27 protein-coding genes and 1 tRNA gene are annotated in these 25,822 nt (G+C 68.5%); 14 read left to right on the top strand and 14 right to left on the bottom strand.

What is annotated here, in order from left to right:
• Window positions 1-32: 32 nt before the first annotated feature.
• From G432_RS23770 to G432_RS14680, 7 genes are all read right to left on the bottom strand, one after another.
• Window positions 33-206, bottom strand: coding sequence for a hypothetical protein (locus tag G432_RS23770; RefSeq protein ID WP_187294002.1), 174 nt, complete (start codon window positions 204-206; stop codon window positions 33-35).
• 4 nt (window positions 207-210) lie between these two features.
• Window positions 211-912, bottom strand: coding sequence for a lysophospholipid acyltransferase family protein (locus G432_RS14705; protein WP_015459610.1), 702 nt, complete (start codon window positions 910-912; stop codon window positions 211-213).
• Between the two features lie 5 nt (window positions 913-917).
• Window positions 918-1,448, bottom strand: coding sequence for a YdcF family protein (locus G432_RS14700; RefSeq protein ID WP_015459609.1), 531 nt, complete (start codon window positions 1,446-1,448; stop codon window positions 918-920).
• A 13-nt stretch (window positions 1,449-1,461) separates the two neighbouring features.
• On the bottom strand, window positions 1,462-2,346 hold the full coding sequence (locus G432_RS14695; protein ID WP_015459608.1) for a cell division protein FtsX: 885 nt from the start codon (window positions 2,344-2,346) through the stop codon (window positions 1,462-1,464).
• A 10-nt stretch (window positions 2,347-2,356) separates the two neighbouring features.
• On the bottom strand, window positions 2,357-3,061 hold the full coding sequence (gene ftsE, locus G432_RS14690; protein ID WP_015459607.1) for a cell division ATP-binding protein FtsE: 705 nt from the start codon (window positions 3,059-3,061) through the stop codon (window positions 2,357-2,359).
• A gap of 201 nt (window positions 3,062-3,262) precedes the next feature.
• Window positions 3,263-3,637: a hypothetical protein gene (locus tag G432_RS14685; protein ID WP_051128750.1), complete on the bottom strand. Its 375-nt coding sequence runs from the start codon at window positions 3,635-3,637 to the stop codon at window positions 3,263-3,265.
• Between the two features lie 55 nt (window positions 3,638-3,692).
• Window positions 3,693-5,237 carry a M23 family metallopeptidase gene (locus tag G432_RS14680; protein ID WP_015459605.1) on the bottom strand — a complete coding sequence of 515 codons (1,545 nt, stop codon included), beginning with the start codon at window positions 5,235-5,237 and terminating at the stop codon, window positions 3,693-3,695.
• Window positions 5,238-5,470: 233 nt separating this feature from the next.
• Between G432_RS14680 and G432_RS14675 the strand changes: the two genes are divergently transcribed.
• The 4 genes from G432_RS14675 (at window position 5,471) to G432_RS14660 (ending at window position 9,581) form a co-directional block, all read left to right on the top strand.
• Window positions 5,471-8,014, top strand: a complete 2,544-nt coding sequence (locus G432_RS14675; RefSeq protein WP_015459604.1) for a helicase-related protein — start codon at window positions 5,471-5,473, stop codon at window positions 8,012-8,014.
• Entirely contained in the window at window positions 8,007-8,321 is a 315-nt protein-coding gene (locus G432_RS14670; protein WP_015459603.1) for an RNA-binding S4 domain-containing protein, read from the top strand. Before G432_RS14675 ends, G432_RS14670 begins: the two co-directional genes overlap by 8 nt.
• Window positions 8,322-8,459: 138 nt before the next feature.
• Window positions 8,460-8,798: a ferredoxin FdxA gene (gene fdxA / locus G432_RS14665; protein WP_015459602.1), complete on the top strand. Its 339-nt coding sequence runs from the start codon at window positions 8,460-8,462 to the stop codon at window positions 8,796-8,798.
• 264 nt (window positions 8,799-9,062) lie between these two features.
• A complete protein-coding gene (locus tag G432_RS14660; RefSeq protein ID WP_015459601.1) occupies window positions 9,063-9,581 on the top strand; it encodes a CarD family transcriptional regulator in 519 nt (172 codons plus the stop codon).
• Between the two features lie 306 nt (window positions 9,582-9,887).
• Here the strand turns inward: G432_RS14660 and G432_RS14655 are convergent, their stop codons facing one another.
• Window positions 9,888-10,574: a S24 family peptidase gene (locus tag G432_RS14655; protein WP_015459600.1), complete on the bottom strand. Its 687-nt coding sequence runs from the start codon at window positions 10,572-10,574 to the stop codon at window positions 9,888-9,890.
• Between the two features lie 106 nt (window positions 10,575-10,680).
• Between G432_RS14655 and G432_RS14650 the strand changes: the two genes are divergently transcribed.
• Window positions 10,681-10,869, top strand: a complete 189-nt coding sequence (locus G432_RS14650; protein ID WP_041865445.1) for a hypothetical protein — start codon at window positions 10,681-10,683, stop codon at window positions 10,867-10,869.
• On the top strand, window positions 10,866-11,174 hold the full coding sequence (locus G432_RS14645; protein WP_015459598.1) for a hypothetical protein: 309 nt from the start codon (window positions 10,866-10,868) through the stop codon (window positions 11,172-11,174). The genes G432_RS14650 and G432_RS14645 overlap by 4 nt, the downstream gene beginning before the upstream one ends.
• Before the next feature lie 23 nt (window positions 11,175-11,197).
• Here G432_RS14645 and G432_RS14640 read toward each other — a convergent pair whose 3' ends face one another.
• Complete coding sequence (locus G432_RS14640) at window positions 11,198-11,938, bottom strand: hypothetical protein (protein WP_015459597.1); 741 nt, start codon at window positions 11,936-11,938, stop codon at window positions 11,198-11,200.
• Between the two features lie 143 nt (window positions 11,939-12,081).
• On the opposite strand from G432_RS14640, the gene G432_RS14635 reads away from it, so the two are divergent.
• Genes G432_RS14635 through G432_RS14620 form a run of 4 tightly spaced genes read left to right on the top strand, consistent with a single transcriptional unit; the run spans window position 12,082 to window position 15,999 of the window.
• On the top strand, window positions 12,082-13,101 hold the full coding sequence (locus G432_RS14635) for a DNA topoisomerase IB (protein ID WP_015459596.1): 1,020 nt from the start codon (window positions 12,082-12,084) through the stop codon (window positions 13,099-13,101).
• Window positions 13,101-14,276 (top strand): mechanosensitive ion channel family protein, encoded by a 1,176-nt coding sequence (locus G432_RS14630; protein WP_015459595.1) that lies wholly within the window; start codon window positions 13,101-13,103, stop codon window positions 14,274-14,276. Before G432_RS14635 ends, G432_RS14630 begins: the two co-directional genes overlap by 1 nt.
• A gap of 52 nt (window positions 14,277-14,328) precedes the next feature.
• A complete protein-coding gene (locus tag G432_RS14625; RefSeq protein ID WP_015459594.1) occupies window positions 14,329-14,787 on the top strand; it encodes a MaoC family dehydratase in 459 nt (152 codons plus the stop codon).
• 36 nt (window positions 14,788-14,823) lie between these two features.
• Window positions 14,824-15,999: an acetyl-CoA C-acyltransferase gene (locus G432_RS14620; protein ID WP_015459593.1), complete on the top strand. Its 1,176-nt coding sequence runs from the start codon at window positions 14,824-14,826 to the stop codon at window positions 15,997-15,999.
• 135 nt (window positions 16,000-16,134) lie between these two features.
• Here G432_RS14620 and G432_RS14615 read toward each other — a convergent pair.
• A tRNA-Thr gene (locus G432_RS14615) sits at window positions 16,135-16,209 on the bottom strand.
• Window positions 16,210-16,306: 97 nt separating this feature from the next.
• On the opposite strand from G432_RS14615, the gene G432_RS23765 reads away from it, so the two are divergent.
• Complete coding sequence (locus tag G432_RS23765; protein ID WP_170112590.1) at window positions 16,307-16,456, top strand: hypothetical protein; 150 nt, start codon at window positions 16,307-16,309, stop codon at window positions 16,454-16,456.
• Window positions 16,457-16,480: 24 nt separating this feature from the next.
• Here G432_RS23765 and G432_RS14605 read toward each other — a convergent pair whose 3' ends face one another.
• Together G432_RS14605 and G432_RS14600 are read right to left on the bottom strand one after the other, a co-directional pair.
• Window positions 16,481-17,089: a glutathione peroxidase gene (locus tag G432_RS14605; protein WP_015459592.1), complete on the bottom strand. Its 609-nt coding sequence runs from the start codon at window positions 17,087-17,089 to the stop codon at window positions 16,481-16,483.
• Window positions 17,090-17,106: 17 nt separating this feature from the next.
• Window positions 17,107-18,888 carry an aminopeptidase P family protein gene (locus tag G432_RS14600; protein ID WP_015459591.1) on the bottom strand — a complete coding sequence of 594 codons (1,782 nt, stop codon included), beginning with the start codon at window positions 18,886-18,888 and terminating at the stop codon, window positions 17,107-17,109.
• A gap of 68 nt (window positions 18,889-18,956) precedes the next feature.
• Between G432_RS14600 and G432_RS14595 the strand changes: the two genes are divergently transcribed.
• Both G432_RS14595 and G432_RS14590 read left to right on the top strand, forming a co-directional pair.
• Entirely contained in the window at window positions 18,957-21,005 is a 2,049-nt protein-coding gene (locus G432_RS14595; protein ID WP_041864940.1) for a S9 family peptidase, read from the top strand.
• 111 nt (window positions 21,006-21,116) lie between these two features.
• A complete protein-coding gene (locus G432_RS14590) occupies window positions 21,117-21,518 on the top strand; it encodes an acyl-CoA thioesterase (protein WP_015459589.1) in 402 nt (133 codons plus the stop codon).
• A 21-nt stretch (window positions 21,519-21,539) separates the two neighbouring features.
• Here the strand turns inward: G432_RS14590 and G432_RS14585 are convergent, their stop codons facing one another.
• Window positions 21,540-22,262 carry an alpha/beta fold hydrolase gene (locus G432_RS14585; protein WP_015459588.1) on the bottom strand — a complete coding sequence of 241 codons (723 nt, stop codon included), beginning with the start codon at window positions 22,260-22,262 and terminating at the stop codon, window positions 21,540-21,542.
• A gap of 91 nt (window positions 22,263-22,353) precedes the next feature.
• Between G432_RS14585 and G432_RS14580 the strand changes: the two genes are divergently transcribed.
• Window positions 22,354-22,959 (top strand): DUF938 domain-containing protein, encoded by a 606-nt coding sequence (locus G432_RS14580; RefSeq protein ID WP_015459587.1) that lies wholly within the window; start codon window positions 22,354-22,356, stop codon window positions 22,957-22,959.
• A 52-nt stretch (window positions 22,960-23,011) separates the two neighbouring features.
• Here G432_RS14580 and G432_RS14575 read toward each other — a convergent pair whose 3' ends face one another.
• Window positions 23,012-25,681, bottom strand: coding sequence for a valine--tRNA ligase (locus G432_RS14575; protein ID WP_015459586.1), 2,670 nt, complete (start codon window positions 25,679-25,681; stop codon window positions 23,012-23,014).
• Window positions 25,682-25,822: the final 141 nt, after the last annotated feature.

Raw genomic sequence — 25,822 nt, 5'->3', positions numbered from 1 at the left:
GGGCGGGCTTTCTTTTCGGCCGGGCGCGGGGCCTACCGTCCTTCCCGCTCGTCCCGTTCCTCGATCCGGTCCATCGCCTCGTCAAATTCCTCGATCGCCTCGGGCGTCGCGTCGTGGCGATTTTCTTGCTGGCTCAGGCGCCGGTTGACCTCCCAGCCGAGCATGACGGCGATGAGCAGGAACAGCAGACCGACAAGGTAGAGCACCGCATCATCCTTCTTCGGCGAGCGTATCGAGCGCATTGATCCGTTGGTGCACCGCCGCCTCGATCTCGGCGCGGGGCAGCCCCGGCGGAAGCAGATCGGCGAACCGGAAGGTGACGATGCCGGCATGGCGCACGAAGCCGTGCCGGGGATAGAGCCTGCCGCTGTCGATCGCGACCGCCGCGACCGGCAGGCTCAGCGACTTGTAGAGGCCGGCGAATCCCGCCCGCAGCGGCGGCTGCTGGCCCGGCGGAACGCGCGTCCCTTCCGGAAAGATCAGGATCGACCGCCCTTCGGCGATCGCCGCCCTGCCCGCGACCAGCATCCGGCGGAGCGCCGCCGCCGATCCGGTGCGATCCACCGGGATGGCGCCGTAACGCCGCGCGATCGCGCCCCAGCCGGGCATGTCCGCCAGCTCGCGCTTCAGCACCACGGCGGGCTCGTGAAGGATGCGGAGCAGCTCCAGCGTCTCATACATCGACTGGTGCTTGGCGGCGATCAGCACACAGCCCTCGGGCACCGGCCCCTCGATCCGGCTGCGGATGCCGAGCAGGTTGCGCGCGCACCAGCCGTGGAAGCGCGTCCACCCCACCGCATGGCGGCGCAACGCCGCCGGGCCGGCCAGCGCCACCGGAAAGGCGACCAGCACGGCCACGACCGATCCGGGATAGAAGACCAGTGCGAACAGCAACGAACGGAGAAACGCCATCGGCTTCATATTCCCAGCGGCGCCGCCACCCGGCGCAGCAGATATTTGTGATATTCGGTGAAGAGGACGCCGAGGCCCGGCTCGCTCGGCACCGCATCGGCCAGCAGCAGCACATTGCCGCCCAGCACGCGCGACAGCTCGAAACGGGCGCGGCGCATATGCCAGTCGGTGGTGACGAGCCGGACCGAGCGATAATGGTGGCGCGTCACCCATTCCACCGTCTCGTCGGCGTTGGATCGGGTATCGACCGCCTCATTGCCCAGATCGACGCAGCAATCGACCAGCTTCAGCGGCGCGCCATAGGCCTCCGCGAACTCGGCCGGGCGGACGCGGCGGTCGGCGCCCGATACCAGCATCCGTTTCGCCTTGTTGCGTTCGAGCAGGTGCAGCCCGCGCTGGATGCGGCCCGGCCCGCCGGTCAGTACGACGATCGCGTCGGTCGTGCGATCGTCCGCCGGGCCGGGCATCGCGATGGCGAACCAGGCGAAGCCCAGCATCCAGAGGAGCAGCGCGCCGGCGACGATGCGCGAGATCATGGCCGCCGCCCCTTCATAACATCCGCCTCAATGCCGCCACGACCGTCCAACGGGCGGCGAGCATCGCCATCACCATGCCCGCCAGCGGCAACGCGGCCAGCAAAGCCCAATGCATCGGAGAAAGCGCGAAGGCCCCCACCAGTTCCGAACCGAGCGCCGCCAGCCGCGTCCCCAGCAGGGCGAGCACGGCGACCGCGGCGGCCAGGCCGAGCAACCCGCCCGCCAGCGCATCGATGGCGATGCGGCGCTGGAAAAGGCGCGCGATCTGGACGTCCGTCGCGCCCAGAAGGTGCATCACGTCGATGGTCGGGCGGTGGTTGTTGAGCGCGCCGCGCGCCGTCAGCACCACCACGGCGGCGGTGGCCCCGGCCATCAGCAGCACCAGCACCCCGGCCAGCCATTTGAGCGTGCCGATCACGCCGGCCAGCGGCGCCAGCGCGCGGGCATGATCGTCCACCCGCGCCGCCGGGGCGACGGGGGCGATGGCGGCCGCGATACCCCCGGCATGGCGCCCCGGCTTCAACGTGGCATCGATCAGCACCGGCACCGGCAGATCGCCAGACAAGGTTTCCTTGCCCAGCCACGGCGCCAGCAGCGCCTGCATCTCCGCATCGGTCACGCGGTGGACGGACGCGATGGCGGGGTGGCGGCCGAGCACCGCCATCGCCCGGCCGGCCTGCGCTTCGCGCAGGTCGGCGTTCGCCTCCACGATCTGCACGGTGACGCGATCGACCAGGTCGCCGCCCATGGCCCGCGCGGCCCCCGCCATGGCGAGGCCGCCGGCCGCCGCCAGCACCATCAGGAACATCATGATCGCGATCACCCAGGGCATCGGCCCCGCCAGCCGCGCATCGGGCAGCAGCCGCCCCTGGCCGGCGATGAAGGCGGGTAGCTTCACGGCCGCCTCCTCATGCCGGACGCGTCGGCGGATGGCGCAGCGCGCCGGTGGGATCTTCCAGCCGCCCGCGATCGAGCCGCATCATCCGCGCATGGCCGATGCGGTTGATGAGATGCGCGTCGTGCGTGGCGACGACGATCGTGGTGCCCAGCTTGTTGAGCGCATCGAAAAGATGGATCAGCCGCCCCGCCATTTCGGGATCGACATTGCCGGTGGGCTCGTCCGCCACCAGCAGCTCCGGCCGGCCGATCACCGCGCGGGCGATGGCGACGCGCTGCTGCTCGCCGCCCGAAAGCGTCGCCGGCCGGGCGGCGGCGCGGTTGGCGAGGCCCACCCAGGCCAGCATCTCGCGCACCGGCTCGTCCAGCTCGCGTTCGGAGACGCCGGCCACGCGCAGCGGCAGCGCCACATTGTCATAAGCGGAAAGATAGGGGACCAGCCGGAAATCCTGGAACACCACGCCGATGCGGCGGCGGAAGCCCGGCAGGCGGCTGCGCGGCATGGTGACGATATCCTCGCCAAAAAGCTGGATCAGCCCCCGGCTCGGCCGCTGGGCGAGGTAGAGCAGCTTGAGCAGCGACGTCTTGCCCGCCCCCGACGGGCCGGTCAGCACGTAGAAGGCGCCCGCCGCCAGGGTGAAGCTGATGTCCGACAGGGTTTCCGCGCCCGTGCCATAGCGCAGACCGACATTATCGAACTGGACGATTCCGCCCATGCCTGCCCCGCCTGCTCCCCACTATGCGCGGATACGCCCCCGCTTCCGTCCCATGGCACGGGCGGGGCGAGAAGGTAAAGGCGGTGGCGACGTTTCGCGATGGGACGGCATCGCAAAGGCTTGCGGCCATTCGATCCGGAGGCCGGCCGGCCCCGCGTGAAAATGATATGCCGGGCGGCGGACGGCACCGGCCGCGGGGCTTCAATCCCCCGGATTGGCCTCGGCGACGGCCTTGGCGATCCGCGCTTCGAGATCCGCCTTGGCGAGGTTCAGCAGCAGCCCGTCTTCATTCTTGCCGAAGGCGGCCAGCGGCACCCGCGTCTTGCCCGCGCTCGTCGCCAGCACCGCGCCCGCCGCCTCCACGCTTTCGATCGTGCCGATCACCTCGCCATCCTTGTCGCGCACGGTGCTGCCGGCGGTGACGTCCTCGGCCTTGGCCGGCCCCGCCTGCGCCTTGCCCTTCCTGGACGAATGGCCGGCGCCATCCTTGCCATCGTCCCGCGCCGCCGCGGGCATGGCGACCGCCAGCGCGCAGCCGATCAGCATGGCGCCGGTCATGATCTTCGGCATGTTCATTTTTCCCCTCCCCTTATGATCCCATCCGGGCGCCGGCTCGACGAAGGAGGGGCGCTCAGCCGCGTGTCGCGGGTTTCCGGGCTTCCGCCGACTTCTGCGGCTCCGGCGCGGCCGCGCCCGCCGGGCGCACCGCCAGCAGCCGGCCGAGCTGCGCCTTGAAGCGGGCGAGATCGCCGCCGGCGAGCTGCGAGGTGGTCGTGAAGCTCATCGTCGCCGGGTTGACCGCGACGTTGTTCTTATAGACCTCGTAATGGAGGTGCGGGCCGGTCGACAGGCCGGTCGATCCGACATAGCCGATCACCTGTCCCTGGGCCACGCGCTGGCCCGGCCGGGCGACGATGCGGCTCATATGCGCATAGCCGGTGGCCATGCCGCTGCCGTGGTTCAGCTTCACATAATTGCCGTGGCCGCCATGCCAGCCGGCGAAGGCGACGGTGCCGTCGATCGCGGCGAGGATCGGCGATCCATAGGCCGCGCCGATATCCATGCCCTTGTGCAGCCGGCCATAGCCCAGCAGCGGGTGCCGGCGCATGCCGAAGCTCGACGTCATCCGCCCGACCACGGGCATCCGCATCAGCCCCTTGCGCTCGCCGATGCCGGACGCTTCATACCATTGGGTGCTGCCGGCGGCCGTCCATTGCATCAGCCGCGTCTGGCGCTTGCCCTGGTCCAGCCCGGCGAAAAGCAGCTTGCCGACCTCCACCTCGCCCGTTTCGGCGCGGCGATGCTCGACGATGATGTCGAAGCGGTCGGTGGAGCGGACGTCGCGTCCCACCGACATGCGGCTGCCGATCGCGCGGATATAGGCTTCGACCGCCTTGGCCGGCGCGCCCGCCGCCCGGGCCGCGCGATACAGGCTGGAGCCGGCGAAGCCCTGGATGCGCAGCGGCGTATCGTCGACCGCGATCGGGATGCGCTTCAGCGCCAGCGCGCCGTTGACCCGTTCGACGCCGAGCTTGAGATCGAAGCGGGCGCGGAACAGCAGGTGATCCAGCGGGCGCGGATCGGATTTGCGGGCGCGGCGGCCGAGGGTGAGGTCGATCCGCGTGCCCGCCTTGATATCGGCGAGCGAAGCCGCGCCGGACACCATCTTCGCGACTGCCTGCGCCTCCGCCTTGGCGACGCCGGCGCGTTCCAGCACGCGGGCGAAACCGTCGCCCTGGCCGATGGTGGCGACCAGATCGATCGACGGGCGCTCGGGCGTGTCGGCCAGCGGCTGGGCGGCGTCGGTCGGCGCCATGCGTCGGCCGGTGTCCGCGCCCAGGCCCAGCGGCGCGATGGCGATGGCGCGCGCCTCCTGCCATTGCGGCTCCGCCATCGGCGCAGGCGAGGGCGCCGGCAGCGCGGCGAATTTCGGGAAGAAGGCGATCGGCGCCGCGCAGAGCGCAAGGCACGTGGCAAGCCCGCGGAACCAGTGCAGGCTGCCGATGCGCGCGCCCAGATCGACGACCAGGTCGAGATCGTGGATCGCGGCGCGCCAGCCGGTAAGTTCGGGAAGGACGGGAGCGGCAATGCCCAGCGACGATCGCGGACCGCCATCCAGCGCCAGCGCCACCGCGCCTCCGCCCTGGCCGAATCCGGCTTCGTCCCGCTGATACAAGGCTGGCTGCCCCCGATCCTGTTGAAACCCCCGCCCGCGTTCACAATGGTCGCGCGGCCGGTGCATAGGACTCTTGCGAAAAGGGGTTAAAGTCAAATTAAAGGGCGGAATCCGGGGATTTTCTTGCGACGAGCCGGGGGCCGGCCACGACAAGCCGAATCGCACGCCCGGAACGAAACGGTCCCGTTCGGCCGCCTCTTGTGTTTGTCGAAGCCACGGACAATCTTGGGCGCATGTCGCGCTTCGCCGCTTCGCCGATCGCCGCCGTGCTCGGCCCGACCAATACGGGGAAGACGCATCTCGCGATCGAGCGGATGTGCGGCCACTCGTCCGGCATGATCGGCTTCCCGCTGCGGCTGCTGGCGCGCGAGGTCTATGAGCGCGTCGTCGCGATCAAGGGCGCGGAACGGGTGGCGCTGATCACCGGCGAGGAGAAGATCCTGCCGCCCCATGCCCGCTGGTTCTGCTGCACCGCCGAATCCATGCCGATGGACCGCGAATTCGCCTTCGTCGCGCTGGACGAGGCGCAACTGGGCGCGGACCCGGAGCGCGGCCACGTCTTCACCGATCGGCTGCTGCGCGCGCGGGGCCGGGACGAGACGATGATCCTGGGATCGGAAACGCTGCGGCCGATGCTCCGCCAGCTCATCCCCGATGCGGAGATCATCAACCGCCCCCGCTTCTCTACCCTCACTTATGCCGGCCCGGCCAAGCTTTCGCGCCTGCCGCCGCGATCCGCGATCGTCGCCTTCTCCGCCGAGGAGGTCTATGCCGTGGCGGAGATGCTGCGGCGCCTGCGCGGCGGCGCGGCGGTGGTGATGGGGGCGCTCAGCCCGCGCACCCGCAACGCCCAGGTGGCGATGTTCCAGGCGGGGGAGGTCGATTATCTCGTCGCCACCGACGCGATCGGCATGGGCCTCAACATGGATGTCGCCCATGTCGCCTTCGCATCGCTGCGCAAGTTCGACGGCAAGCGCAGCCGGCGGCTCACCGTTTCGGAAATGGCGCAGATCGCCGGGCGGGCGGGCCGCCACCAGCGCGACGGCACCTTCGGCACGCTGGCGGTGGAAGGCGGGCGCGGCGGCTTCGAGGAAGAAGAAGTCGAGGCGATCGAGCAGCACCATTTCCCGCCGCTCGACCATCTCTACTGGCGGGAGGGCGCGCCCGATTTCTCGAGCGTCGATGCCCTCATCGCCTCGCTGGAAAGACGCCCCCAGGCAGCCGTGCTGCGGATGGCCCCCCAGGCGATCGACCTTGCCGTGCTCAAGCGGCTGGCGGACGAGGACTGGGTGCGTGATCGCACGCGCGGAACCCGGCTGGTGCAGCGGCTATGGGCCGCCTGCGGCCTGCCCGATTTCCGCAAGACCGGCGTGGAGCCGCACAGCCGCCTCGTCGCCCGCATCTATCGCCACCTGAGCGAGGGCATGGGCCATATCCCCTCGCAATGGTTCGCCGAGGAGATCGCCCGGCTGGACAGCGTGCAGGGCGACGTCGAAACGCTGTCGGACCGGATCGCGGCGGCGCGGACCTGGGCCTATATCGCCCACCGCGCCGATTGGCTGGACGATCCCGCCAAATGGGCGGAGCGCACCCGCGCGCTGGAGGAGAAGCTGTCGGACGCGCTTCACCAGAGGCTCACCCAGCGCTTCGTCGATCGGCGCACGGCGGTGCTGATGCGCGATCTCGGCGCGCGGGGCGTGGATGCCCTGCCCGTCACCGTCGCCGAGGACGGACAGGTCGCGGTGGACGGCGAAACCATCGGCCGGCTGGAGGGATTCCGCTTCAAGGCCGATCACCTCGCCCGCCATCACGACATGAAGCGGCTGATGGCGGCGGCGGAGCGGCGGCTGGGGGGCGAGCTTTCGCGGCGCGCGCGCGCGCTGGTCGCCGATGGCGATCCCGCCTTCAGCCTCGATACCGATGCGGGCCGGCCGGTCGCCATCTTCTGGCGCGGCGATATCGTCGCCCGGCTGGAGCGCGGCCGCGACCTCCTCACCCCGCGCATCACGCTCTACAAGGCGCTCGACGCGCTCGCCCCCGACGAGCGCAAGGCCGTGAGCGACAGGCTCGCCCGCTGGATCGGGTTCGAGGTCGATCGCGTGCTGAAGCCGCTGGCCACGATCAGCGCGGCCGCGCGAGACAGGGATGTGCCACCGGCGCTGCGCGGTCTCTACGCACCGCTCGCCGAAGCCGGCGGCATCACCTCCCGCCAGCCGCTGGAAGCCGCGATCGCCGGCATCGATCGCGACATGCGCCAGGCGGCGGCCAAGGCCGGCATCAAGCTCGGCACGCTCGACGTCTACATCCCCGCCCTGCTGAAGCCCGAACCGATGCGCTGGCGCCTCGCGCTCGCCGCCGCGTTCGACAATGGCGTCATGCCGCCGCTTCCCGCCCCCGGCGCGGCCGCGCTGCAGACGCCGGCGGACGGCGAGATATTCGCCGCCTTCGCCCGCGCCGGCTATCGCCCGCTCGGCGCGCAGATGCTGCGGATCGACCTTGCCGAGCGGCTTGCCCGCATCGCCCACGACCGGCGGCTGAGCGAGGGCCGATCGGGCCGCGCGGCCTTCGCGCCGGACCCGGCACTCGCCACGTCGCTGGGACTGAGGCCGCCAAGCTTCGCCCAGCTCATGCTCGCGCTCGGCTTCCGCCCGACCGAGGCGGAGGACGGCGCGCGGCCCCATTGGAAATGGCATGGCGCCCGCCGCCCGCGCCGCGCGGAGCGCACGCGGCCCGGCAACGCCTTCGCCGTGCTCGCCACCATGCGGCCCCATGAGTGAGACGATCAGGATCGACAAATTCCTGTGGTTCATCCGGCTCGCGCGGACCCGCGGCCTGGCGCAGGATATCGTCGCCGCCGGCCGGATGCGCGTCACCGGCCGCATCGTGGAACGGGCGCATGCCGCCGTCCGGGTGGGCGACGTCCTCACCTTTCCGCTGCACGGTCGGGTAAGGGTGATCCGGGTGGAGATGATCCCGACCCGCCGCGGCCCCGCCATGGAAGCGCGCGCCTGCTATACCGACCTGTCGCCGGCGCCCGTGCCGGAAGGGGATCGCCGCGACGCCGATCCCGGCGGACGGGCATGAGACCCCGGCCCGCCGCCCCCGCCCGGCGTGGCACCGCGCCAACACCGTCCCTGCGAACGTCTCGCAGAAATAAGGCAAATATTGACGCGCCTGCCGTGGCACCATAGCAGAGCGGCGTTCGAGGAGAGAGAAGCGACCATGACATACGTCGTCACCGATGCCTGCATCCGCTGCAAGTATATGGATTGCGTCGAAGTTTGCCCGGTCGACTGCTTCTATGAAGGCGAGAACATGCTTGTCATCAACCCGAACGAGTGCATCGATTGCGGCGTGTGCGAGCCCGAATGCCCCGCCGAGGCGATCCTTCCCGATACCGAAAGCGGCCTGGAAAAGTGGCTGGAGGTCAACGCCACCTTCTCCGCCCAGTGGCCCAACCTCACCCGCAAGGGCGAGCAGCCGGCCGATGCCGACGAGCATAAGGGCGAGGAAGGCAAGTATGAGAAATATTTCTCGCCCGAACCCGGCCAGGGCGACTGATAGCGCTATAGCCGGCTGACGGCTTTTTACCCCGCGCAACCCCTTGGAACAAAAGGCTGCTGACACCGTTGTCCACGGTGCTGGCCTTTTTCCTGCGAATCTGTTACAGTTCGCGGGTTGGGTGCGTGCGTAACATAAGTAACGTTGATCGCACCGTTCGGGACGCATTGATTCGTCGTCGCTTGCTGCTGCCGGCAAGGCTACCCATATGGATGGCCTGACCGCGCAGGGCGCGGCGACAATTCCAAGGAAGGGTCGAAATTGATGGCTGCCAAGGCGCTGAGCTTCGTTGTCGGCGATTATGTTGTGTACCCCAAGCACGGCGTGGGTCGTGTGATCGAACTTCAGAGCCAGGAGATTGCTGGCGCCAAGCTCGAACTCTACGTTCTCCGTTTCGAGAAGGAGCGGATGACGCTCCGCGTGCCCACCAACAAGGCGGAAGCCGTCGGCATGCGCAAGCTGTCGTCCAGCGTGACGCTGCAGGAAGCGCTGCAGACGCTGAAGGGCAAGCCCAAGATCAAGCGCACCATGTGGTCGCGCCGCGCCCAGGAATATGAGGCGAAGATCAATTCGGGCGATCTCGTCTCGATCGCCGAGGTGGTGCGCGATCTGTTCCGGGCCGACGACCAGCCGGAACAGAGCTATTCCGAACGCCAGATCTTCGAAGCGGCCACCAGCCGCCTCGCCCGCGAGCTGGCGGCAATGGAACAGACCGACGAACCCGCCGCGCAGGACAAGATCCTCGATATCCTCCGCGCTGCGGCCGCCACGCACAACAAGTAAGCGCGGCACTGCGATACCGGCCCTCCCTCGGGCCGGACGAGAAAGGGGCGGCCTGTGGGGGTCCGCCCTTTTCGTTTGAGTGGAGGGCCACGGCGCCCTGGGGCGCTTTGTCCGCCACTCCGCGAAGGCGGTCCTTCCGCACGATCCGAAGCCCGATTTCGGCCTTCATCGCCTCCGAGCCTGCTTCAGGGACCATTTCTCCAGATCGCGCGCACGGCCCGAGCAGCCCCATGGATGCCGAAGCGACGGGAATGACGGTCCTGCTTCAAGGGAGAGGAAAGTAGCTTTCCGGCCACGGAGCCCGCTTCAGCGGAACCGCCGGCCGCCCCAGATCACCCGGCCGACCACCCCGATATCATCCAGCGCGCAATCGGGGATCGGCGGATAGGCCGGATTGTCGCTGGCGATCGTCACCCGCCGCGCGGCCGGGTCCACCAGCAGCCGCTTGACCAGCAGCACCTCGTCCATCCGCAGCACATAGATGCCGTCGCGCAGCCGATCCGGCCCGTCGCCGCGATCGACCAATATGTCATCGCCATCGGCCAGGGTCGGCAGCATGGAATCGCCCGATGCGCGGATCAGCGAGAGGCCCGCCGTGCCCGCCGTCGCCACGGCCCGCAGCCAGGCGGCGTCGAACAGGAAGGGCTGACCGATCTCCCCTTCCGCGGAGACCGCCCCCGGCCCCGCCGACGCCCGCACCGCCAGCCGGGGCACCGCCACGAAATCGGCATCGCGCCGCGCCGCCCCCTTCGCCGCCGGCGCGATGCGCGGCGCGGGCTGCCGTTCCGGCCCGCCAAGCAGCGCCTCCTCCACGCCCAGATATCGCGCCAGCGTCGCGCGATCTTCCTCGTCCAGCTTGCGGGGCACGCCGCGCTTGATGAACTGCTGGATATAAGCGGGGTTGCGGCCGATCAGCCGGGAAAGCGAGGTATAATCCTCCCCGCGCTCGCGTATGAGCGCATCCAGCACCGCGCGGGGATCGCCATCGGACATGCCTGCACCCTACAGATAGGAAAATTCCTAGACAAGTAGGATTTTCCCTATGAGAACATATAGCGAACATCGCTCGCGACTCGCGGGACGGAAGATGGAGATGGCGATGCACCTCTTGTCCACGATCGAACGGCACCTCCGCCGCAACGGAGTGCCCCCGACGCGCTTCGGGCGCGAGGCGGTGAACGATCCGCGCTTCGTGCTAGATCTGCGCCGGGGGCGGGAGCCGCGAGCGGTCACGCGGGATCGGGTGCTGGCCTATATCGCCATGCACCGGGAACAGGCCGGCGCATGACCGTGGCCGCGACGAAGCAGCTCGCCGCCGCGCTGGCGGCATGGCTCGGCCCCATCGGGCCGGTGGAACTGATCGATCATCGGACGGCCGACTGGGCGAGCGCCACCTTCGTCGGCCAGCGCCACGATATCCGGCTGCGGATCGCCACCGCCGCGCCGCTGCCGCCCGGGCTGGCGGAGGATCTGGCCGAGGCCGATCTGCCCATGGCCGGCCATGTCGCCGCCGATATCCTGCTGGCGGGCATCACCGCCGGCGACGGCGCCGTCCTGCTCGATATCGAGGCTCTCACCCTCGTTGATGCCTGAAGCGCGGAGGCCGCGCCCGCCTTTCAGCCCCGGCGCGCCGCCAGCCTCTGCAGGTCCAGGATCGCGGCGCGCAACGCATCCTCATCGGGCAGGGCCGCTGCCGCCGGGGGCGCATTCCCGTGGCGGGGCAGCGGCCGATGGCCTTCCGCATCGCGCGGCCGCAAGGCGGGCGGCGCCAGCGTGCCCATTTCGGCCGCAAGCTTTTCCATCAGTTCGGCAATCGGCACGTCCATGCCGGATCGCGCGGGCTCCGGCTCGTCGTCGATCATCTCGTCGAGCAGCAGTTCATCCGATTCCGGCGGGGAGAAGCAGGGGGTGGGCGGGAACACCGCCGGCCCTTCCACCGGCGCGGCCGTATCGACCGGAAAATCGGCTATCGCATCCAGGATCAGCGGCCTCACCACCACGGGTTCGGGCTTCACGATCAGCGGCTCCTTGACCCGGCGGGCCGGCGGGGTCAGCCAGTCCTCCTGATCGTCCCCCTCATCCTCGATCCTGGCGCGGCGCGCGGCGCGCGCGTCGAGCCCGCGGAATATCGCCCAGGTCGACGCTCCGGTCGCCAGCGCGGGGATAATGATGAAGGCGGTGCGGGCATCCGAGCCCGCCGGCAGCCCGAGGCCCTTCAGCCACAGCCATACCGTCATGTCCGGGATCGCCCAGCAGAAGAACGCCGTCGCGCCCGCCAGCATCCATGCGGCCATCCCGGCCACCGGCCATGTTTCGATCCGCGCCCCCGCGCGGGCCACCCAGCTTGATCCGCTCACCGCGTCCGCCTGCGAACTGTTGATGGGAAACGCGTAAACGGCAATGCTTAACGCCCCCTTTGTGCCAGACATGCCCCGCAGGAACGAAGCGCGCAAGCCGCGCGTTCGACCGGCGCGCTTCGCCAGGGAGAATCCCGCCGCTTATGCTCCATTATGTCGATGATGCCGATCCCGGCATTACCCGCCAGCGGATCGGGCCGGATGGAGCGCAGACTAGATGGGCCTATTTCGACGCCAGGGGCCGCCGCATCACCCGGCGGGCGGAAATCGACCGGCTGAACGCCATCGCGCTGCCGCCGGCCTATGTCGATGCCTGGTTCTGCCCCCGGCCGAACGGCCATATCCAGGCGATCGGCTGGGACGAACGGGGGCGCAAGCAATATCGCTATCACCCCGATTTCCGCGCGGCGCGCGATGCCGCCAAATATGATCGCTGCGCCGATTTCGGCCGCGCGCTTCCCGCGATCCGCGCCGCCGTGGAACGCGATCTCGCCCGGCCCACGCTGGGCCGGGATCGCGTGGTCGCGGCCGTCGTCCGCCTGCTCGACCTTGGCCGCGTCCGCGTCGGCAACGAAGCCTATGCGAAAGCCAATCGCAGCTTCGGCGCCACCACCCTGCGCCATCGCCACGCCAATGTGCGCGGCCACAGCATTCACCTGGAATATATGGGGAAATCCGGGAAGCTTCGGCGGCTCTCCATCCGGGATGCACGGCTCAGCCGGCTGGTGCGGCGCTGCCAGGACCTGCCCGGCCAGCATCTGTTCCAATATCTCGACGCCGATGGCACGCCCTGCCCCGTCACCTCGGGCGACGTGAATGATTATCTGCGCCGGGTGAGCGGCGGCGATTTCACCGCCAAGCATTTCCGCACCTGGGGCGCCAGCGTCATCGCCTTCGGCGCGCTGATCGCGGCCGGCGGCCACATATCGCTGAAGACGATGCTGGCGCCCGTGGCCGAGGCGCTGGGCAACACCCCCGCGATCGCGCGCAAATCCTATGTCCACCCCGCCCTGATCGAACTGGCGGGAAATCGGGGAGATTCGCCCCTCGCGGGGTTGAAGCTGCCCCGCCGCACGAAATATCTCTCGTCACTGGAACGCGGCCTGATAGCCTTTCTCGACAATCTCGCCGATCCGCCCGAAACCATATCGAAGGCAGCCTGATGACGACAGCCAGCAACAGCACCGCCCCCTGGCCGGCGGGCGGGGAACCCTTCGACGCCCAGATCCATCGGCTGTGGACGGACTCGCTGGCCTGGACGACGCAGCACGGCCTCCAGATCATCGCGGCGGGGATCGGCGCGGCCATCATCGTGCTGCTGCTGGTGGCGCTCAAGCGCTTCGGCCTCCGCCTCTGCCGCAACCACACCAACCGCAACGAATGGCCGTTCATCATCGGCCAGGCGCTCGGAAAGACGCGGCTGTGGTTCATGGTCGCCGTCGCGGCGCAGCTCGTGGCCACCTATGCGGACGCCCCCGTCTATCTCGGCCGCACGATCGCCTTCTTCTTCACGGTCGCATCGGTATTGCAGGTGGCGGTGTGGGCGCGGGTGCTGATCCTCGGCCTGATCGCCCACCGCGCGGGCGGGGCCGCCAATGCCAGCAGCCTCGGCAGCGCGATGGGGATCATCCGGCTGCTCGTCACCATCGCGGTGTTCGCGATCGCCGCGATCGTCATCCTCGACAATCTCGGCGTCAACGTCACCGGCCTGATCGCCGGCCTTGGCATCGGCGGTATCGCCATCGGCCTCGCCGCGCAGGGCATCTTCCAGGATCTGTTCGCGGCGCTTTCGATCCTGTTCGACAAGCCGTTCCAGCGCGGCGAAGGGATCAGCTACGATACGACCAGCGGATCGGTGGAGGCGATCGGCCTCAAGTCCACGCGCATCCGTTCGGCCACGGGGGAGGAGATCGTCATCTCCAACGCCAACCTCCTCAACAAGGAGCTGCGGAACTTCACCCGCCTCAAGCGGCGGCGGATGATCCACCGCTTCGGCGTGATCTACCAGACGGCGCCCGACGTGCTGGCATCCATCCCCGCAAAGGTCCGCGCCATCGTGGAAGCGGAGTCCAAGACCGAATTCCTGCGCTGCGGCATGGTCGGCCTCGGCGCCTCCAGCCTCGATTTCGAGCTGCAATATGACATCCGATCGACCGATTATGAGGAGGTGTTCGCCACCAACCACCGCGTGCTGATCGCCATCCTCACCCAGTTCAATGCCGAGGGCGTGGATTTCGCCTATCCCACCCAGACGACGTTCACCGCCGCCCCGGACGGCCGCATGGTGATGCCCTATCCCGAACCGGCCGGACACGACGCCTCGCCCGCCGCCACTTGACGTTAACGTCAGCACTGCCCACAAACTTCGCCCGACAAGAATGGAGGGGATGATGGGCACGATCAGCGTGGCGGATTATCAGGCGAAGGTCGGCGAGACGGTCGGCTCGTCGGAATGGATATTGATCGACCAGGCGATGATCGATCGCTTCGCCGATGCGACGGGCGACCACCAGTTCATCCACGTCGATCCCGAACGCGCGAAGCAGACGCCGTTCGGCGGCACCATCGCCCACGGCTTCCTCACCCTCTCGCTGCTGCCGGTGATGCGGGAAAAGAGCGACGTGCCCACGATCGAAGGGCTGAAGATGGGCCTCAACTACGGCGGCAACAAGGTGCGCTTCCTCACCCCCGTGCCTTCCGGATCACGCGTGCGCGGCCATTTCAAGCTGCTGGAATTCGCGGAGAAGGGGCCGGGCCGCTACCAGGAGACGGCCGAGCTTTCCGTCGAGATCGAAGGCAAGGACAAGCCGGCGCTCATCGCCGAATGGATCGCCCAGATCTTCGTGTGACACCCGCAGCCCTGCCGGAACGGAAAGGATAATCCGATGCGTGATGCCGTGATCGTTTCCACCGCCCGCACGCCGATCGGCCGTGCCTATCGCGGTGCCTTCAACGCCACCCCCTCCCCCACGCTGGCCGCGCACGCGATCCGTGCGGCGGTGGAGCGCGCCCGGCTCGATCCGGCGGAAGTCGACGATGTGGTGATGGGCGCGGCGCTCCAGCAGGGCGTGCAGGCCACCATCGGCCGCACCGCGGCGCTGCGCGCGGGCCTGCCCGTCACCGTCGCCGGCATGTCGGTGGACCGGCAATGCGCCTCGGGGCTGGAAGCCATCGCCATCGCCGCGCGCAAGGTGATCGTCGACAAGGAGGATGTCGTCGTGGCCGGCGGCGTCGAATCCATCTCGCTGGTGCAGACCAGGGACATGCGCGTCGGCTTCGATCCGGAACTGATCGCCATGCACGACGACGTCTACATGCCGATGCTGCAGACGGCGGAGGTCGTCGCCAACCGCTACGGCATCAGCCGCGCGGCGCAGGACGAATATGCCCTCCAGTCGCAGCAGCGCACCGCCGCCGCCCAGGCCGCCGGACGCTTCGACGCGGAGATCATCCCCGTCACCGCGACGATGACGGTGACGGACAAGGCCACGGGCGAGGTTTCGCAAAGGCAGGTCACGCTGGCCAAGGACGAAGGCAACCGCCCGGAAACCACGCTGGAAGGGCTGGCCTCGCTCCAGCCCGTGGTCGGCCCGCAGGGCTTCATCACCGCCGGCAATGCCAGCCAGCTATCCGATGGCGCATCGGCCTGCGTGGTGATGGAGCGCGGCCTGGCGGAAGCCCGCAACCTCGCGCCGCTCGGCCGCTTCGTCGGCATGGCGGTGGCGGGCACCAAGCCCGACGAGATGGGCATCGGCCCCGTCTTCGCCATCCCCAAGCTGCTCGAACGCTTCGACCTGCGCATGGCCGATATCGGCCTGTGGGAGCTGAACGAGGCCTTCGCCGTGCAGGTGATCTACTGCCGCGACACGCTGGGCATCCCCAACGACCTCATGAACGTGAACGGCGGCGCGATCTCGATCGGCCACCCCTATGGCATGTCGGGCGCCCGCATGGTCGGCCACGCGCTGATCGAGGGCAAGCGGCGCGGGGTGAAGCATGTCGTCGTCACCATGTGCGTCGGCGGCGGCATGGGCGCGGCCGGCCTGTTCGAGGTGCTGTAAGGCCCGCCCGGCATGGCAGCGACAAGGCGCCGGGCCGGTGGAACCTCACCGATCCGGCGCTTCCGCACGGGCGCCGAGCGACCATGCGCGTGCCGGCGGGAGCCCGGTTTAGTTTCCAGATTCTCGGGGAGAAAATGGTGCTGCCGGGGAGGATTGAACTCCCGACCTCAGCCTTACCAAGGATGCGCTCTACCACTGAGCTACGGCAGCACTACGGTTCGGAACCGCGTTAGAGGCGCGCCTATGGAGAATGCTGGCGGCCGCGTCAAGGCTTGCCGCGCGCGATATTCGCCTTCACAGGAAAAAGATGGCGAAAGACGATCCGGAACGCGCCCGCAGGCTGGCGGAGGCGCTGCGCGAGAACCTCCGCAAGCGGAAGGCGCAGGCCCGCGCGCGGGACGATGCGCCGCCCGTGCCCCGGGATTTCGCGGAAGATGAAGGATCGCACGCCGGCTGATTCCGCGCCGGCGCGGACCGGCGATCAGCCCTTGGCCTTGAGCGCGGCCTCGATCGCGCCCGTCACCTTGGGATCGGTGGGATCGGTGCGGGTGCCGAAGGCGGCGATCAGCTTGCCGTCGCGCCCGATCAGATATTTGTGGAAGTTCCATTTGGGCGTGTTCTGCGGCCCGAGCTTGGCGGCCGCCCAGCGATAGATGGGCAGCGCATTGGGGCCGACCACGTCGGATTTCTCGGCCAGCGGGAACTTCACCGCCTTGGTCTTGCAGAAGGCGGCGATTTCGCTGTTGGAGCCATATTCCTGATTCTTGAAGTTGCCGGAAGGCACGCCGACGATGGTGAAGCCGCGCCTGGCATAGGTATCCTGCACCTTCTGCAGGCCTTCATATTGCGGGGTGAAGCCGCACATGCTGGCGGTGTTCACCAGCAGCACCACCTCGCCCTTGAACTTCTTCATCGGCAGCGGCGCGCCATCGATCGCCGTCAGGTCGAAATCCCAAGCGGTGTGCTTCTGCGCCTCGGCCGCCGCCATCGGCGGCGTATCGGGCACGCTGGGGAACTGGGCATAGCCCACCGCCGCCATGGCGCCGATCGCGATCACCGCCGCCCCACCCAAGGTCCATTTCTTGTGCATCACGCCAAGCCCCTTCCTCACAGCGGGCGGGTCACGTCGTCGAGCCAGGCCTTCGCCTCGCCATCGAGCTGCGGGCCAATCAGGTCGCGCACGCGGGCATGATAAGCATCCAGCCATGCGCGCTCCGCGGGCGAAAGCGCGCCCGCGTCGATCAGCTCGCGGTCGATCGGAGCGAAGGTGAGCGTTTCGAAGCCCAGCATCTCGCGTTCCGCGCCCGCTATCTCACGCGTCTCTACCAGAACAAGATTCTCGATACGGATGCCATATTCGCCGGACTTGTAATAGCCCGGCTCGTTCGAGAGGAACATGCCGGCCTGGAGCGGCTCGTCCCCGCCGCCGAAGGTGGCGATGCGCTGCGGCCCTTCGTGGACGGAAAGATAGGCGCCCACGCCATGGCCGGTGCCATGGGCATAATCCAGCCCTGCCTCCCACAGATATTGCCGCGCCAGCACGTCAAGCTGGCCGCCGCGCGTGCCCGCCGGGAAAATGGCGCGGGCCAGCGCGATATGCCCCTTGAGCACGCGGGTGAAGCGATCCTTCATCTCCGCCGTCGGCGTGCCGATGGCGACGGTGCGGGTCACGTCGGTCGTGCCGTCCTCATACTGGCCGCCCGAATCGATCAGGAACAGCGAGCCCGGCTCGATCGGCCGGTTGGTCGTCTCCGTCACCCGATAATGGACGACGGCGCCGTTGGGGCCGGCGCCCGAGATCGTATCGAAGGAAAGGTCGCGCAGCTTGCCGGTGCCGCGGCGGAACTCCTCCAGCTTGTCCGAGGCATCGAGCTCGGTCAGCCCGCCCTTGGGCGCTTCCACCGAAAGCCAGTGGAGGAAGCGGGTCAGCGCCGCGCCGTCGCGCGCCTGCGCCGCCTTGTGCCCCGCAATCTCCGCCGGATTCTTGATCGCCTTGGCGAGCACGGTGGGATCGCGCGCTTCCACCGTCTTCGCGCCGGCGGCTTCCAGCGCCTCGAAGATCGCGGCCACGGCGCGCTCCGGATCGACGGCGATCACGCGCCCGCCCTGCTCCGCCAGATAGCCGGCAAAGGCATCGCGCGGATGGATGCGCACGGCGTTGCCCAGATGCTTGCGCACGTCCTCGCCCAGCTTCTCGGGCGCCACGAACAGGTCGGCCGTCCCGTCCGCCTGCACGACGGCATAAGCGAGCGCCACGGGCGTCCGCTCCACATCCTGCCCCCGCACGTTGAGCAGCCAGGCGATCGAATCGAGCGCGGAAACGACGACGGCGTCGGCCTTGCGCGCCGCCAGCCAGTCCGCCACGTCCTGCCGCTTCTCGGCCGAAGACTTGCCGGCCAGGTCGTCGCCATGGGCGATCAGGCGCGCCTTGGAAGGCTCCGGCCGGTCGGGCCACACGGCGTCCACCGGGTTGGTGTCCACCGCCACCAGTTCCGCGCCCTTTTCCCGCAGCGCGGCGCGCGCCGCCTTCACCCAGCCGCGCGTGTGCAGCCAGGGATCATAGCCGATCCGCCCACCTTCCGGCGCATGCGCCTTCAGCCATTCGGCGATGCTGGTCTGGGGAACCGACTGATAGCTCCAGTGCGTGCCGTCCACCTGCTCGCGCACCTGCAGGGTGTAGCGGCCATCGACGAAGATCGCGGCTTCCGCCGGCAGCACCACGGCCGACCCGGCCGATCCCTGGAAACCCGTGAGCCAGGCCAGCCGCTGGGCATAGGCGCCGACATATTCGCTCATATGCTCATCGGTCAGCGGCACGACGAAGCCGTCCAGCTTCCGCTTCGCCAATTCCTCGCGCAGTGCCTTCAACCGATCTTCGTAGGTGGACATCAAAACCCGGCCTTCTATTTTCGCTGCGCCTAGATAAGCCCTTGCCGGGCCTATTGCCAGTTAAGAGGATGTCGATGACCGCCACGCCCCCGGCCGCCGCGAGGAAACCGCACAGCTACACCCGCCACGGCCGGACAGTCGAGGATCCCTATGCCTGGCTGAAGGACCCGTCCTACCCCACGGTCAACGATCCGGAGATCCTGGACTATCTGAAGGCGGAGAACGCCTATTTCGAAGCGCAGATGGCGCCGCAGGCCGATCTGGTCGAAACCTTGTTCCAGGAGATGAAGGGCCGCATCAAGGAGGACGATGCCGGCGTGCCGCAGAAGGACGGCGACTGGCTCTACTGGTGGGCCTTCCAGCCGGGCGGGCAATATCGGCTCTGGTATCGCAAGCCCGTGGCGGGCGGCGAGGCCCGGCTCCTGCTCGACGAGCCGGCCGAGGCCGAGGGCAAGGAATATTTCCGCCTGCAGGTGCTGGAGGTGAGCCCCGACGGGCGCCTCGCCGCCTGGTCGGCGGACGACAACGGATCGGAACGCTTCACACTGCGCATCCGCGATCTCGCCACCGGCAAGGATATCGAGACGATCACCACCGTCGCCAACGGGGCGGTGGTGTGGAGCGCCGATTCCGCCGCCGTCGCCTATACCGAGGTCAACGACAATTGGCGCACCTATCGCGCGCGCCTCCACCGCCTCGGCACCGATCCGGCCGGCGACGTCACCCTCTATGAGGAAGCGGACGAGGGCTTCCGCGTCGCGCTCGGCCGCACGCAGGACCGGCAATGGATCGTGCTCGCCACCGGCGATCATGAAACCAGCGAGGTGCGCCTGCTTCCCACCGCCGATCCGTCGGCCGCCCCCCTCCTCGTCTCGCCCCGCCAGCCCAAGCGGCAATATTCGGTGGATTCGGCGCAGGGCCGGCTGTGGATCCTCACCAACGACGATCATGTGAACTTCCGCCTGGCGGAGGCCGATCCCGCCCGGCCGGCGGAATGGACGACGGTGATCGCCGGGTCCGACCGCCATTATCTGCGCGGGGTGACGAGCTTCGCGAAGCATCTCGTCATCAGCGAGCGGGTGGACGGGCTGGATCAGATCCGCCTGCGCGCCTATGGCGGCCACGAAAGCCGCATCCCCTTCCCCGAGGCGAGCTACACCGCCTCGCTCGGCTCCAACCCGGAATATGATCCGCCGGCCTACCGGCTGGCCTACACATCGATGGTGACGCCCAACACCGTGTTCGATTTCGATCCGGTGGAAGGCGGCCTCACCACGCTCAAGGTGCAGGAAATCCCGTCCGGCTACGATCCCGCGCTCTACGCGACCGAACGGCTGATGATCGAGGCGCGGGACGGCACCCGCGTGCCGGTGTCGGTCGTCTACCGTCGCGATTTCGTGAAGGACGGGCAGGGCAAGCTGTTCCTCTATGCCTATGGCGCCTACGGCTTCGCCTATCCGCCGGCCTTCTCCACCCTGCGGCTCAGCCTGCTCGATCGCGGCTTCGCGGTCGCCATCGCCCATATCCGGGGCGGCGACGATCTCGGCTATCGCTGGTATCTGGACGGCAAGGCCGAGAAGCGCTGGAACACCTTCCACGATTTCGTCGATGCCGCGAAGGGGCTGATCGCCGCGGGCTTCACCCGCGCCGGCCGCATCGCCATCAACGGCGGATCGGCGGGCGGCGAGCTGATGGGCGTGGTGGCCAACACCGATCCCGGCCTGTGGGGCGCGGTGGTGGCGGACGTGCCCTTCGTCGACGTGCTCAACACCATGCTGGACGACAGCCTGCCCCTCACCCCCGGCGAGTGGCCCGAATGGGGCAATCCGATCACCGATCCGGCGGCGTTCGATCTGATCCGGAGCTACAGCCCCTACGACAATGTGTCGGCGCAGCCCTATCCGCCGATGCTGATCACCGGCGGGCTCAACGATCCCCGCGTCACTTATTGGGAGCCAGCCAAATGGGCGGCCCGCCTGCGGGCAACCAAGACGGACGCCAACGTCCTGCTGCTCAAGACCAATATGGGCGCGGGCCATGGCGGCAAGTCCGGCCGTTTCGATTCCCTGCGCGAGGATGCGGAGGCCTATGCCTTCATCCTGACGCAGATGGCGTGAGAACGTCGCCTTCCCCCCTCGTTCCCGGCGCGAACGGGGAAGGCCGGCAGGCTGCAACAGCCGCGTCACACCGCTCGACTATGCCGGGCCTGAACGGATAGGATCGGAACCATGTCTTCCGCCCCGGCCTTCACCCTCGCCTTCACCGCCCGGCCGGAGGACATTGACGAGCTGGGCCACGTCAACAATGCCGTCTGGGTGCGGTGGATACAGGATGTCGCCACCGCGCACTGGCAGGCGGTGGCCGATCCCGCCCATGTCGCCGCCTATATCTGGGTCGTGACCCGGCACGAGATCGATTATCTGCGCGCGCTCGGCCCCGGCGGGACGGTGACGGCACGCACCTGGATACCGGACGGCCCCAAGGGCGCGCGGTTCGACCGGATGGTCGAGTTCGTCGACGCGGACGGCAAGCCCCATGTCCGCGCCCGCACCACCTGGGCGATCATCGACAAGGCGAGCGGCCGGCCCATCCGCGTGCCGGCGGAGGTGGCCGCACCCTTCATCGGCTGAGGGGCGGAGGAGGATTCAGGCTCAGGCTTCGAGCGCGTCGAGGATCGCGGCAAGCGCAGCCGGGGCGGTGACGAAATCGATGTGCCGACACGCCACCCGCATCACATGATCGGCCTCACCGGGCTGGCCGTGTGTGGTCGCCGGCGCCACGATCCCATCTTGGGCCGACCATAAGGCAAAGGTCCGCACGGGCGGCTTAGCCGGCAGATCGACCGGAATCGGTAGCCGATCGACCGGGTGGCCGTTCAGCGCCTCGTAGCGCCGCCACGCCCGATTGGCGCGGGGATCGCCGGAAAAGGGGCTGCCGAGCGTGATCACCCGATCGATCAGATCGGGCCGGAGCTTTGCCATTTCGCGCGCATAGAGGCCGCCCAGGCTCCAGCCCACCAGCGATATCGGTCCGGCATCTGCGCGTGCGACATGTTCCAGCCGCCCCTGCATCCTGGCCAGCAGATCTGCCGTCACCCCCCGATTGAAGCCCAGCCCCCAGCCATGCGGCGCATAGCCGGCGATACGCAGCATTCGCCGCAACCGGCTGGTCATCGGATCGCCGGCCAGGAAGCCGGGGATCACCATCACCGCGCGCCCGTCGCCGCGCCGGGCCGCGGCGATCCGCCGCGCGGTCCGGGCGGTGAAGGGCCATGTCACCAGCGCCGATCCTTCGGCCAGGAACCGCCCCAGCGGCGGAATGGTGGCATCGGCCACGGCGGGATAATCGGAAGGCGGCGACATCGGATCGGGCATGGGGACGAGCCTATTGCATGGACCCGAATGGCGGAAGAGCGCTTGGCGTCCTCCGCTTGCGGCCCGCCCGATCATGCCGAATAAGCAGGCCATGACCGATCCCGCCCGCCGCCACGCGCCTGCCACCGCCCGCAATCGCGATCCGATCCTCGCGGTGCTCCGCGATGTCCTGCCCTCCGCCGGGCTGGTGCTGGAGGTGGCGAGCGGCACGGGCGAACATGCCGTCCATTTCGCCACGGCCCTGCCCGGCCTTGTCTGGCAACCGAGCGATCCCGATCCGCAGGCCCGCGCCTCGATCGCCGGCTGGGCGGCGGAGGCCGGCCTCGCCAATCTCCGTCCGCCGATGGCGCTCGATGCGACGGCAACGGACTGGCCGATCGACCGTGCCGACGCGCTCGTCTGCATCAACATGGTCCACATCAGCCCATGGGCCGCGACGCTGGGCCTGTTCGCAGGCGCCGCCCGCATCCTGCCGCCGGGCGCGCCGCTGGTCCTTTACGGCCCCTATTTCCGCGCCGAGGTCCAGACCGCGCCCGGCAACCGCGCCTTCGATGCCGACCTCAAGGCCCGCAACCCCGAATGGGGGCTGCGCGACCTTGCCGAAATCGGCGCCGTGGCTGCGGATGCGGGCTTCGCCCGTGAGGCGGTGGCCGAAATGCCGGCGAACAACCTGACGGTCGTGTTTCGGCGAAGCTGACTCCACACCCGTCATGCTGACGATGCGGGAGGAGGGAGGCGTTGCGCCTCCCTTATCCCAGCCGCTTGAGCGCCGCGCCCAGCCGTTCCACCTCGGCGGAACGTTCGGCATGGTCCGTCCGCGCCTTGGCGACGGCCTCGGGTTTGGCCTTCTCGGCGAAGCCCGGCGATTCCAGCCGCTTGGCCAGCGAATCGCGCTCCTTCTCCGCCGCCGCGATCGCCTTGGCGAGGCGGGCCTTCTCGGCGGCGATATCGATCACCCCTTCCAGCGGCAGCACGAAGGTGGCCTCGTCCACCACCACCTGCGCGGCGCCGCCGGCGGGTGCGGGATCGTTGCTCACGGTGATGCGCGCCAGCCGCGCGATCGCCGCCGCCTGCCGATCGATCCGGGCCAGCGTTTCCGCGCCGGCATCGTGGACATGGGCTTCCAGCCGCGCGCCCGGCGGCACGTTCAGCTCGGATCGCGCCGCGCGCACCTCGCCCACCAGCCGGATCAGCCAGTCGATCTCCTTCTGTGCCGCCGGATCGAGCGCGCGCGCATCCGCCATCGGCCAGCGAGCGACGATCAGGTCATAGGGCCGATCGCCCAGCGCGTGCCACAGCTCCTCGGTGATGAAGGGCATGAACGGGTGGAGCATCACCAATATCTGGTCCAGCACCCAGCCGGCGACCGCACGGGTCTCGGCAGCGGCCACGCCCTCCTCGGCGAACAGCGGCTTGATCAGCTCCAGATACCAGTCGCAGAAGGTCGCCCAGACGAACTGGTAGATGCTGTTGGCGCTTTCGTCGAAGCGCAGGTCGGCCAGCGCGATATCCAGCGCCTGCACCGTCTTCACCGTCTCGGCGATGATCCAGCGGTTGACGGCGAGGTCGGCCGCCGGCGGCTCCAGCGTGGCCGATGCGCCGATCCCGTTCGACTGGCAGAAGCGTGCGGCGTTCCACAGCTTGGTCGCGAAGTTGCGATAGCCTTCGACCCGCTTCTCATCCAGCTTGATGTCGCGCCCCTGGCTCTCCATCGCCGCCAGCGTGAAGCGCAGCGCATCCGCGCCATATTTGTCGATCAGGCCCAGCGGATCGACCGTGTTGCCCTTGGACTTGGACATCTTCTGCCCCTGGGCATCGCGGACGAGGCCATGGAGGTAGAGCGTCTTCCACGGCACTTCCTTCATGAAGTGCAGCCCCTGCATCGCCATGCGCGCATCCCAGAAGAACAGGATGTCGAAGCCGGAGATCAGCACGTCGTTGGGATAATGCTTGGCGAGCTTCACGGTATCTTCCGGCCAGCCCAGCGTGCCGAACGGCCACAGCGCGGAGGAGAACCAGGTATCGAGCACGTCGCTGTCGCGCGTGATCGCCTTGTTGCCGGCCAGCGCCTGCGCCGCTGCCTCGTCCTCGGCCACATAGACCTGGCCGTCCTCGTCATACCAGGCCGGGATCTGGTGGCCCCACCAGAGCTGGCGGCTGACGCACCAGGGCTGGATATTCTCCAGCCAGTTGAACCAGGTCTTCTTCCAGGTTTCCGGCACGACGCGGATGTCGCCGCCGCGCACCGCCGCGATCGCGGGCTTGGCCAGCGTCTCGGCATCGACATACCATTGGTCGGTCAGCCACGGTTCGATGACGACGCCCGAACGGTCGCCATAAGGCGTCTGGATCGTCCGGGGCTCGCCGTCATGCGCGTTGCCGTCCTTGTCCACATGGGGGATGAGGACGCCGTCCTGCTTCAGCCGCTCGATCACCAGCTTGCGCGCATCGAAGCGGTCCAGGCCGAGGAATTCGTCCGGGATCAGCCCGTCGGCCGTCTGCACCACCTTCGCATCGGCATCGAGCATGTTGAGCATGTCCGCCGGGCGGAAGCCGGCGCGCTTGCCCACCTCGAAATCGTTGAAGTCGTGGCCAGGCGTGATCTTCACCGCGCCCGATCCCAGCTCGGGATCGGCATGGGCATCGGCGACGATCGGGATCAGCCGGCCGGTGATCGGCAGGCGCACATTTTTGCCGATCAGCGCGATATAGCGCTCATCCTCCGGGTTCACGGCGACGGCCATGTCGGCCAGCATCGTTTCCGGCCGGGTGGTGGCGACCGTGATGGTGCCGGAACCGTCCTCCAGCGGATAGGCGAAGTGCCAGAACCTGCCGCTGACCTCCCTGGTCTCGACCTCCAGGTCCGAAATCGCCGTCTTCAGGCCCGGATCCCAGTTCACCAGCCTTTTGTCGCGATAGAGCAGGCCCTGATTGTAGAGATCGACGAACACCTTGATGACGGCGCGACTGAAGCCCTCGTCCATCGTGAAGCGCTCGTTCGCCCAGTCGCACGATGCGCCCAGCCGGCGGAGCTGGCGGGTGATCTGACCGCCGCTCTCGGCCTTCCACTCCCACACCTTCGCCACGAAATCCTCGCGGCTGTAATCGGTGCGCTTTTCGCCCCTGGCGTTCATCTGCCGTTCGACCACCATCTGGGTGGCGATGCCGGCATGATCGGTGCCGGCCACCCACAGCGCATCCTTGCCCTGCAGGCGGGCATGGCGGATCAGGATGTCCTGCAGGCTGTTGTCCAGCGCATGGCCGATATGCAGGCTGCCCGTCACGTTGGGCGGCGGCATCACGATGGTATAGGGCTCCGCATCCGGCCGCTCGGGGCGGAAGCGCCCCTCCCCTTCCCAATGGGCATACCAGCGGGCTTCGATGGCGGCGGGGTCGAATGTCTTGGCGAGTTCGGTCATGTCGGCGGCTTTAGAGCGAATCCGGGGCGGATGGAAACAGCCAAGGATAGCCTATCCACGCCGGCCGCGGCCCCGCATTCATTTCGGATCGCATACATCCCCGATTTCCCCGTTATCCACAGGGGGTATCACCCGATTTCC

This window comes from Sphingomonas sp. MM-1 (assembly GCF_000347675.2).
GTDB classification, from domain to species: domain Bacteria; phylum Pseudomonadota; class Alphaproteobacteria; order Sphingomonadales; family Sphingomonadaceae; genus Sphingomonas_E; species Sphingomonas_E fennica.
This window is presented reverse-complemented; position numbering and strand designations above follow the sequence as displayed.

Bases quoted from the DNA above. Each gene is read 5' to 3' on its own strand.
- G432_RS14580 (WP_015459587.1), top strand. From the start codon at position 22,354: ATGACCGATCCCGCCCGCCGCCACGCGCCTGCCACCGCCCGCAATCGC.
- fdxA (WP_015459602.1), top strand. From the start codon at position 8,460: ATGACATACGTCGTCACCGATGCCTGCATCCGCTGCAAGTATATGGAT.
- G432_RS14630 (WP_015459595.1), top strand. From the start codon at position 13,101: ATGACGACAGCCAGCAACAGCACCGCCCCCTGGCCGGCGGGCGGGGAA.
- G432_RS14595 (WP_041864940.1), top strand. From the start codon at position 18,957: ATGTCGATGACCGCCACGCCCCCGGCCGCCGCGAGGAAACCGCACAGC.
- G432_RS14660 (WP_015459601.1), top strand. From the start codon at position 9,063: ATGGCTGCCAAGGCGCTGAGCTTCGTTGTCGGCGATTATGTTGTGTAC.
- G432_RS14650 (WP_041865445.1), top strand. From the start codon at position 10,681: ATGCACCTCTTGTCCACGATCGAACGGCACCTCCGCCGCAACGGAGTG.
- G432_RS14585 (WP_015459588.1), bottom strand. From the start codon at position 22,262: ATGCCCGATCCGATGTCGCCGCCTTCCGATTATCCCGCCGTGGCCGAT.
- G432_RS14575 (WP_015459586.1), bottom strand. From the start codon at position 25,681: ATGACCGAACTCGCCAAGACATTCGACCCCGCCGCCATCGAAGCCCGC.
- G432_RS14590 (WP_015459589.1), top strand. From the start codon at position 21,117: ATGTCTTCCGCCCCGGCCTTCACCCTCGCCTTCACCGCCCGGCCGGAG.
- G432_RS14635 (WP_015459596.1), top strand. From the start codon at position 12,082: ATGCTCCATTATGTCGATGATGCCGATCCCGGCATTACCCGCCAGCGG.
- G432_RS14685 (WP_051128750.1), bottom strand. From the start codon at position 3,637: ATGAACATGCCGAAGATCATGACCGGCGCCATGCTGATCGGCTGCGCG.
- G432_RS14700 (WP_015459609.1), bottom strand. From the start codon at position 1,448: ATGATCTCGCGCATCGTCGCCGGCGCGCTGCTCCTCTGGATGCTGGGC.
- G432_RS14655 (WP_015459600.1), bottom strand. From the start codon at position 10,574: ATGTCCGATGGCGATCCCCGCGCGGTGCTGGATGCGCTCATACGCGAG.
- G432_RS14705 (WP_015459610.1), bottom strand. From the start codon at position 912: ATGGCGTTTCTCCGTTCGTTGCTGTTCGCACTGGTCTTCTATCCCGGA.
- G432_RS23765 (WP_170112590.1), top strand. From the start codon at position 16,307: ATGGCGAAAGACGATCCGGAACGCGCCCGCAGGCTGGCGGAGGCGCTG.
- ftsE (WP_015459607.1), bottom strand. From the start codon at position 3,061: ATGGGCGGAATCGTCCAGTTCGATAATGTCGGTCTGCGCTATGGCACG.
- G432_RS14625 (WP_015459594.1), top strand. From the start codon at position 14,329: ATGGGCACGATCAGCGTGGCGGATTATCAGGCGAAGGTCGGCGAGACG.
- G432_RS14645 (WP_015459598.1), top strand. From the start codon at position 10,866: ATGACCGTGGCCGCGACGAAGCAGCTCGCCGCCGCGCTGGCGGCATGG.
- G432_RS14620 (WP_015459593.1), top strand. From the start codon at position 14,824: ATGCGTGATGCCGTGATCGTTTCCACCGCCCGCACGCCGATCGGCCGT.
- G432_RS14600 (WP_015459591.1), bottom strand. From the start codon at position 18,888: ATGTCCACCTACGAAGATCGGTTGAAGGCACTGCGCGAGGAATTGGCG.
- G432_RS14670 (WP_015459603.1), top strand. From the start codon at position 8,007: ATGAGTGAGACGATCAGGATCGACAAATTCCTGTGGTTCATCCGGCTC.
- G432_RS14605 (WP_015459592.1), bottom strand. From the start codon at position 17,089: ATGCACAAGAAATGGACCTTGGGTGGGGCGGCGGTGATCGCGATCGGC.
- G432_RS14675 (WP_015459604.1), top strand. From the start codon at position 5,471: ATGTCGCGCTTCGCCGCTTCGCCGATCGCCGCCGTGCTCGGCCCGACC.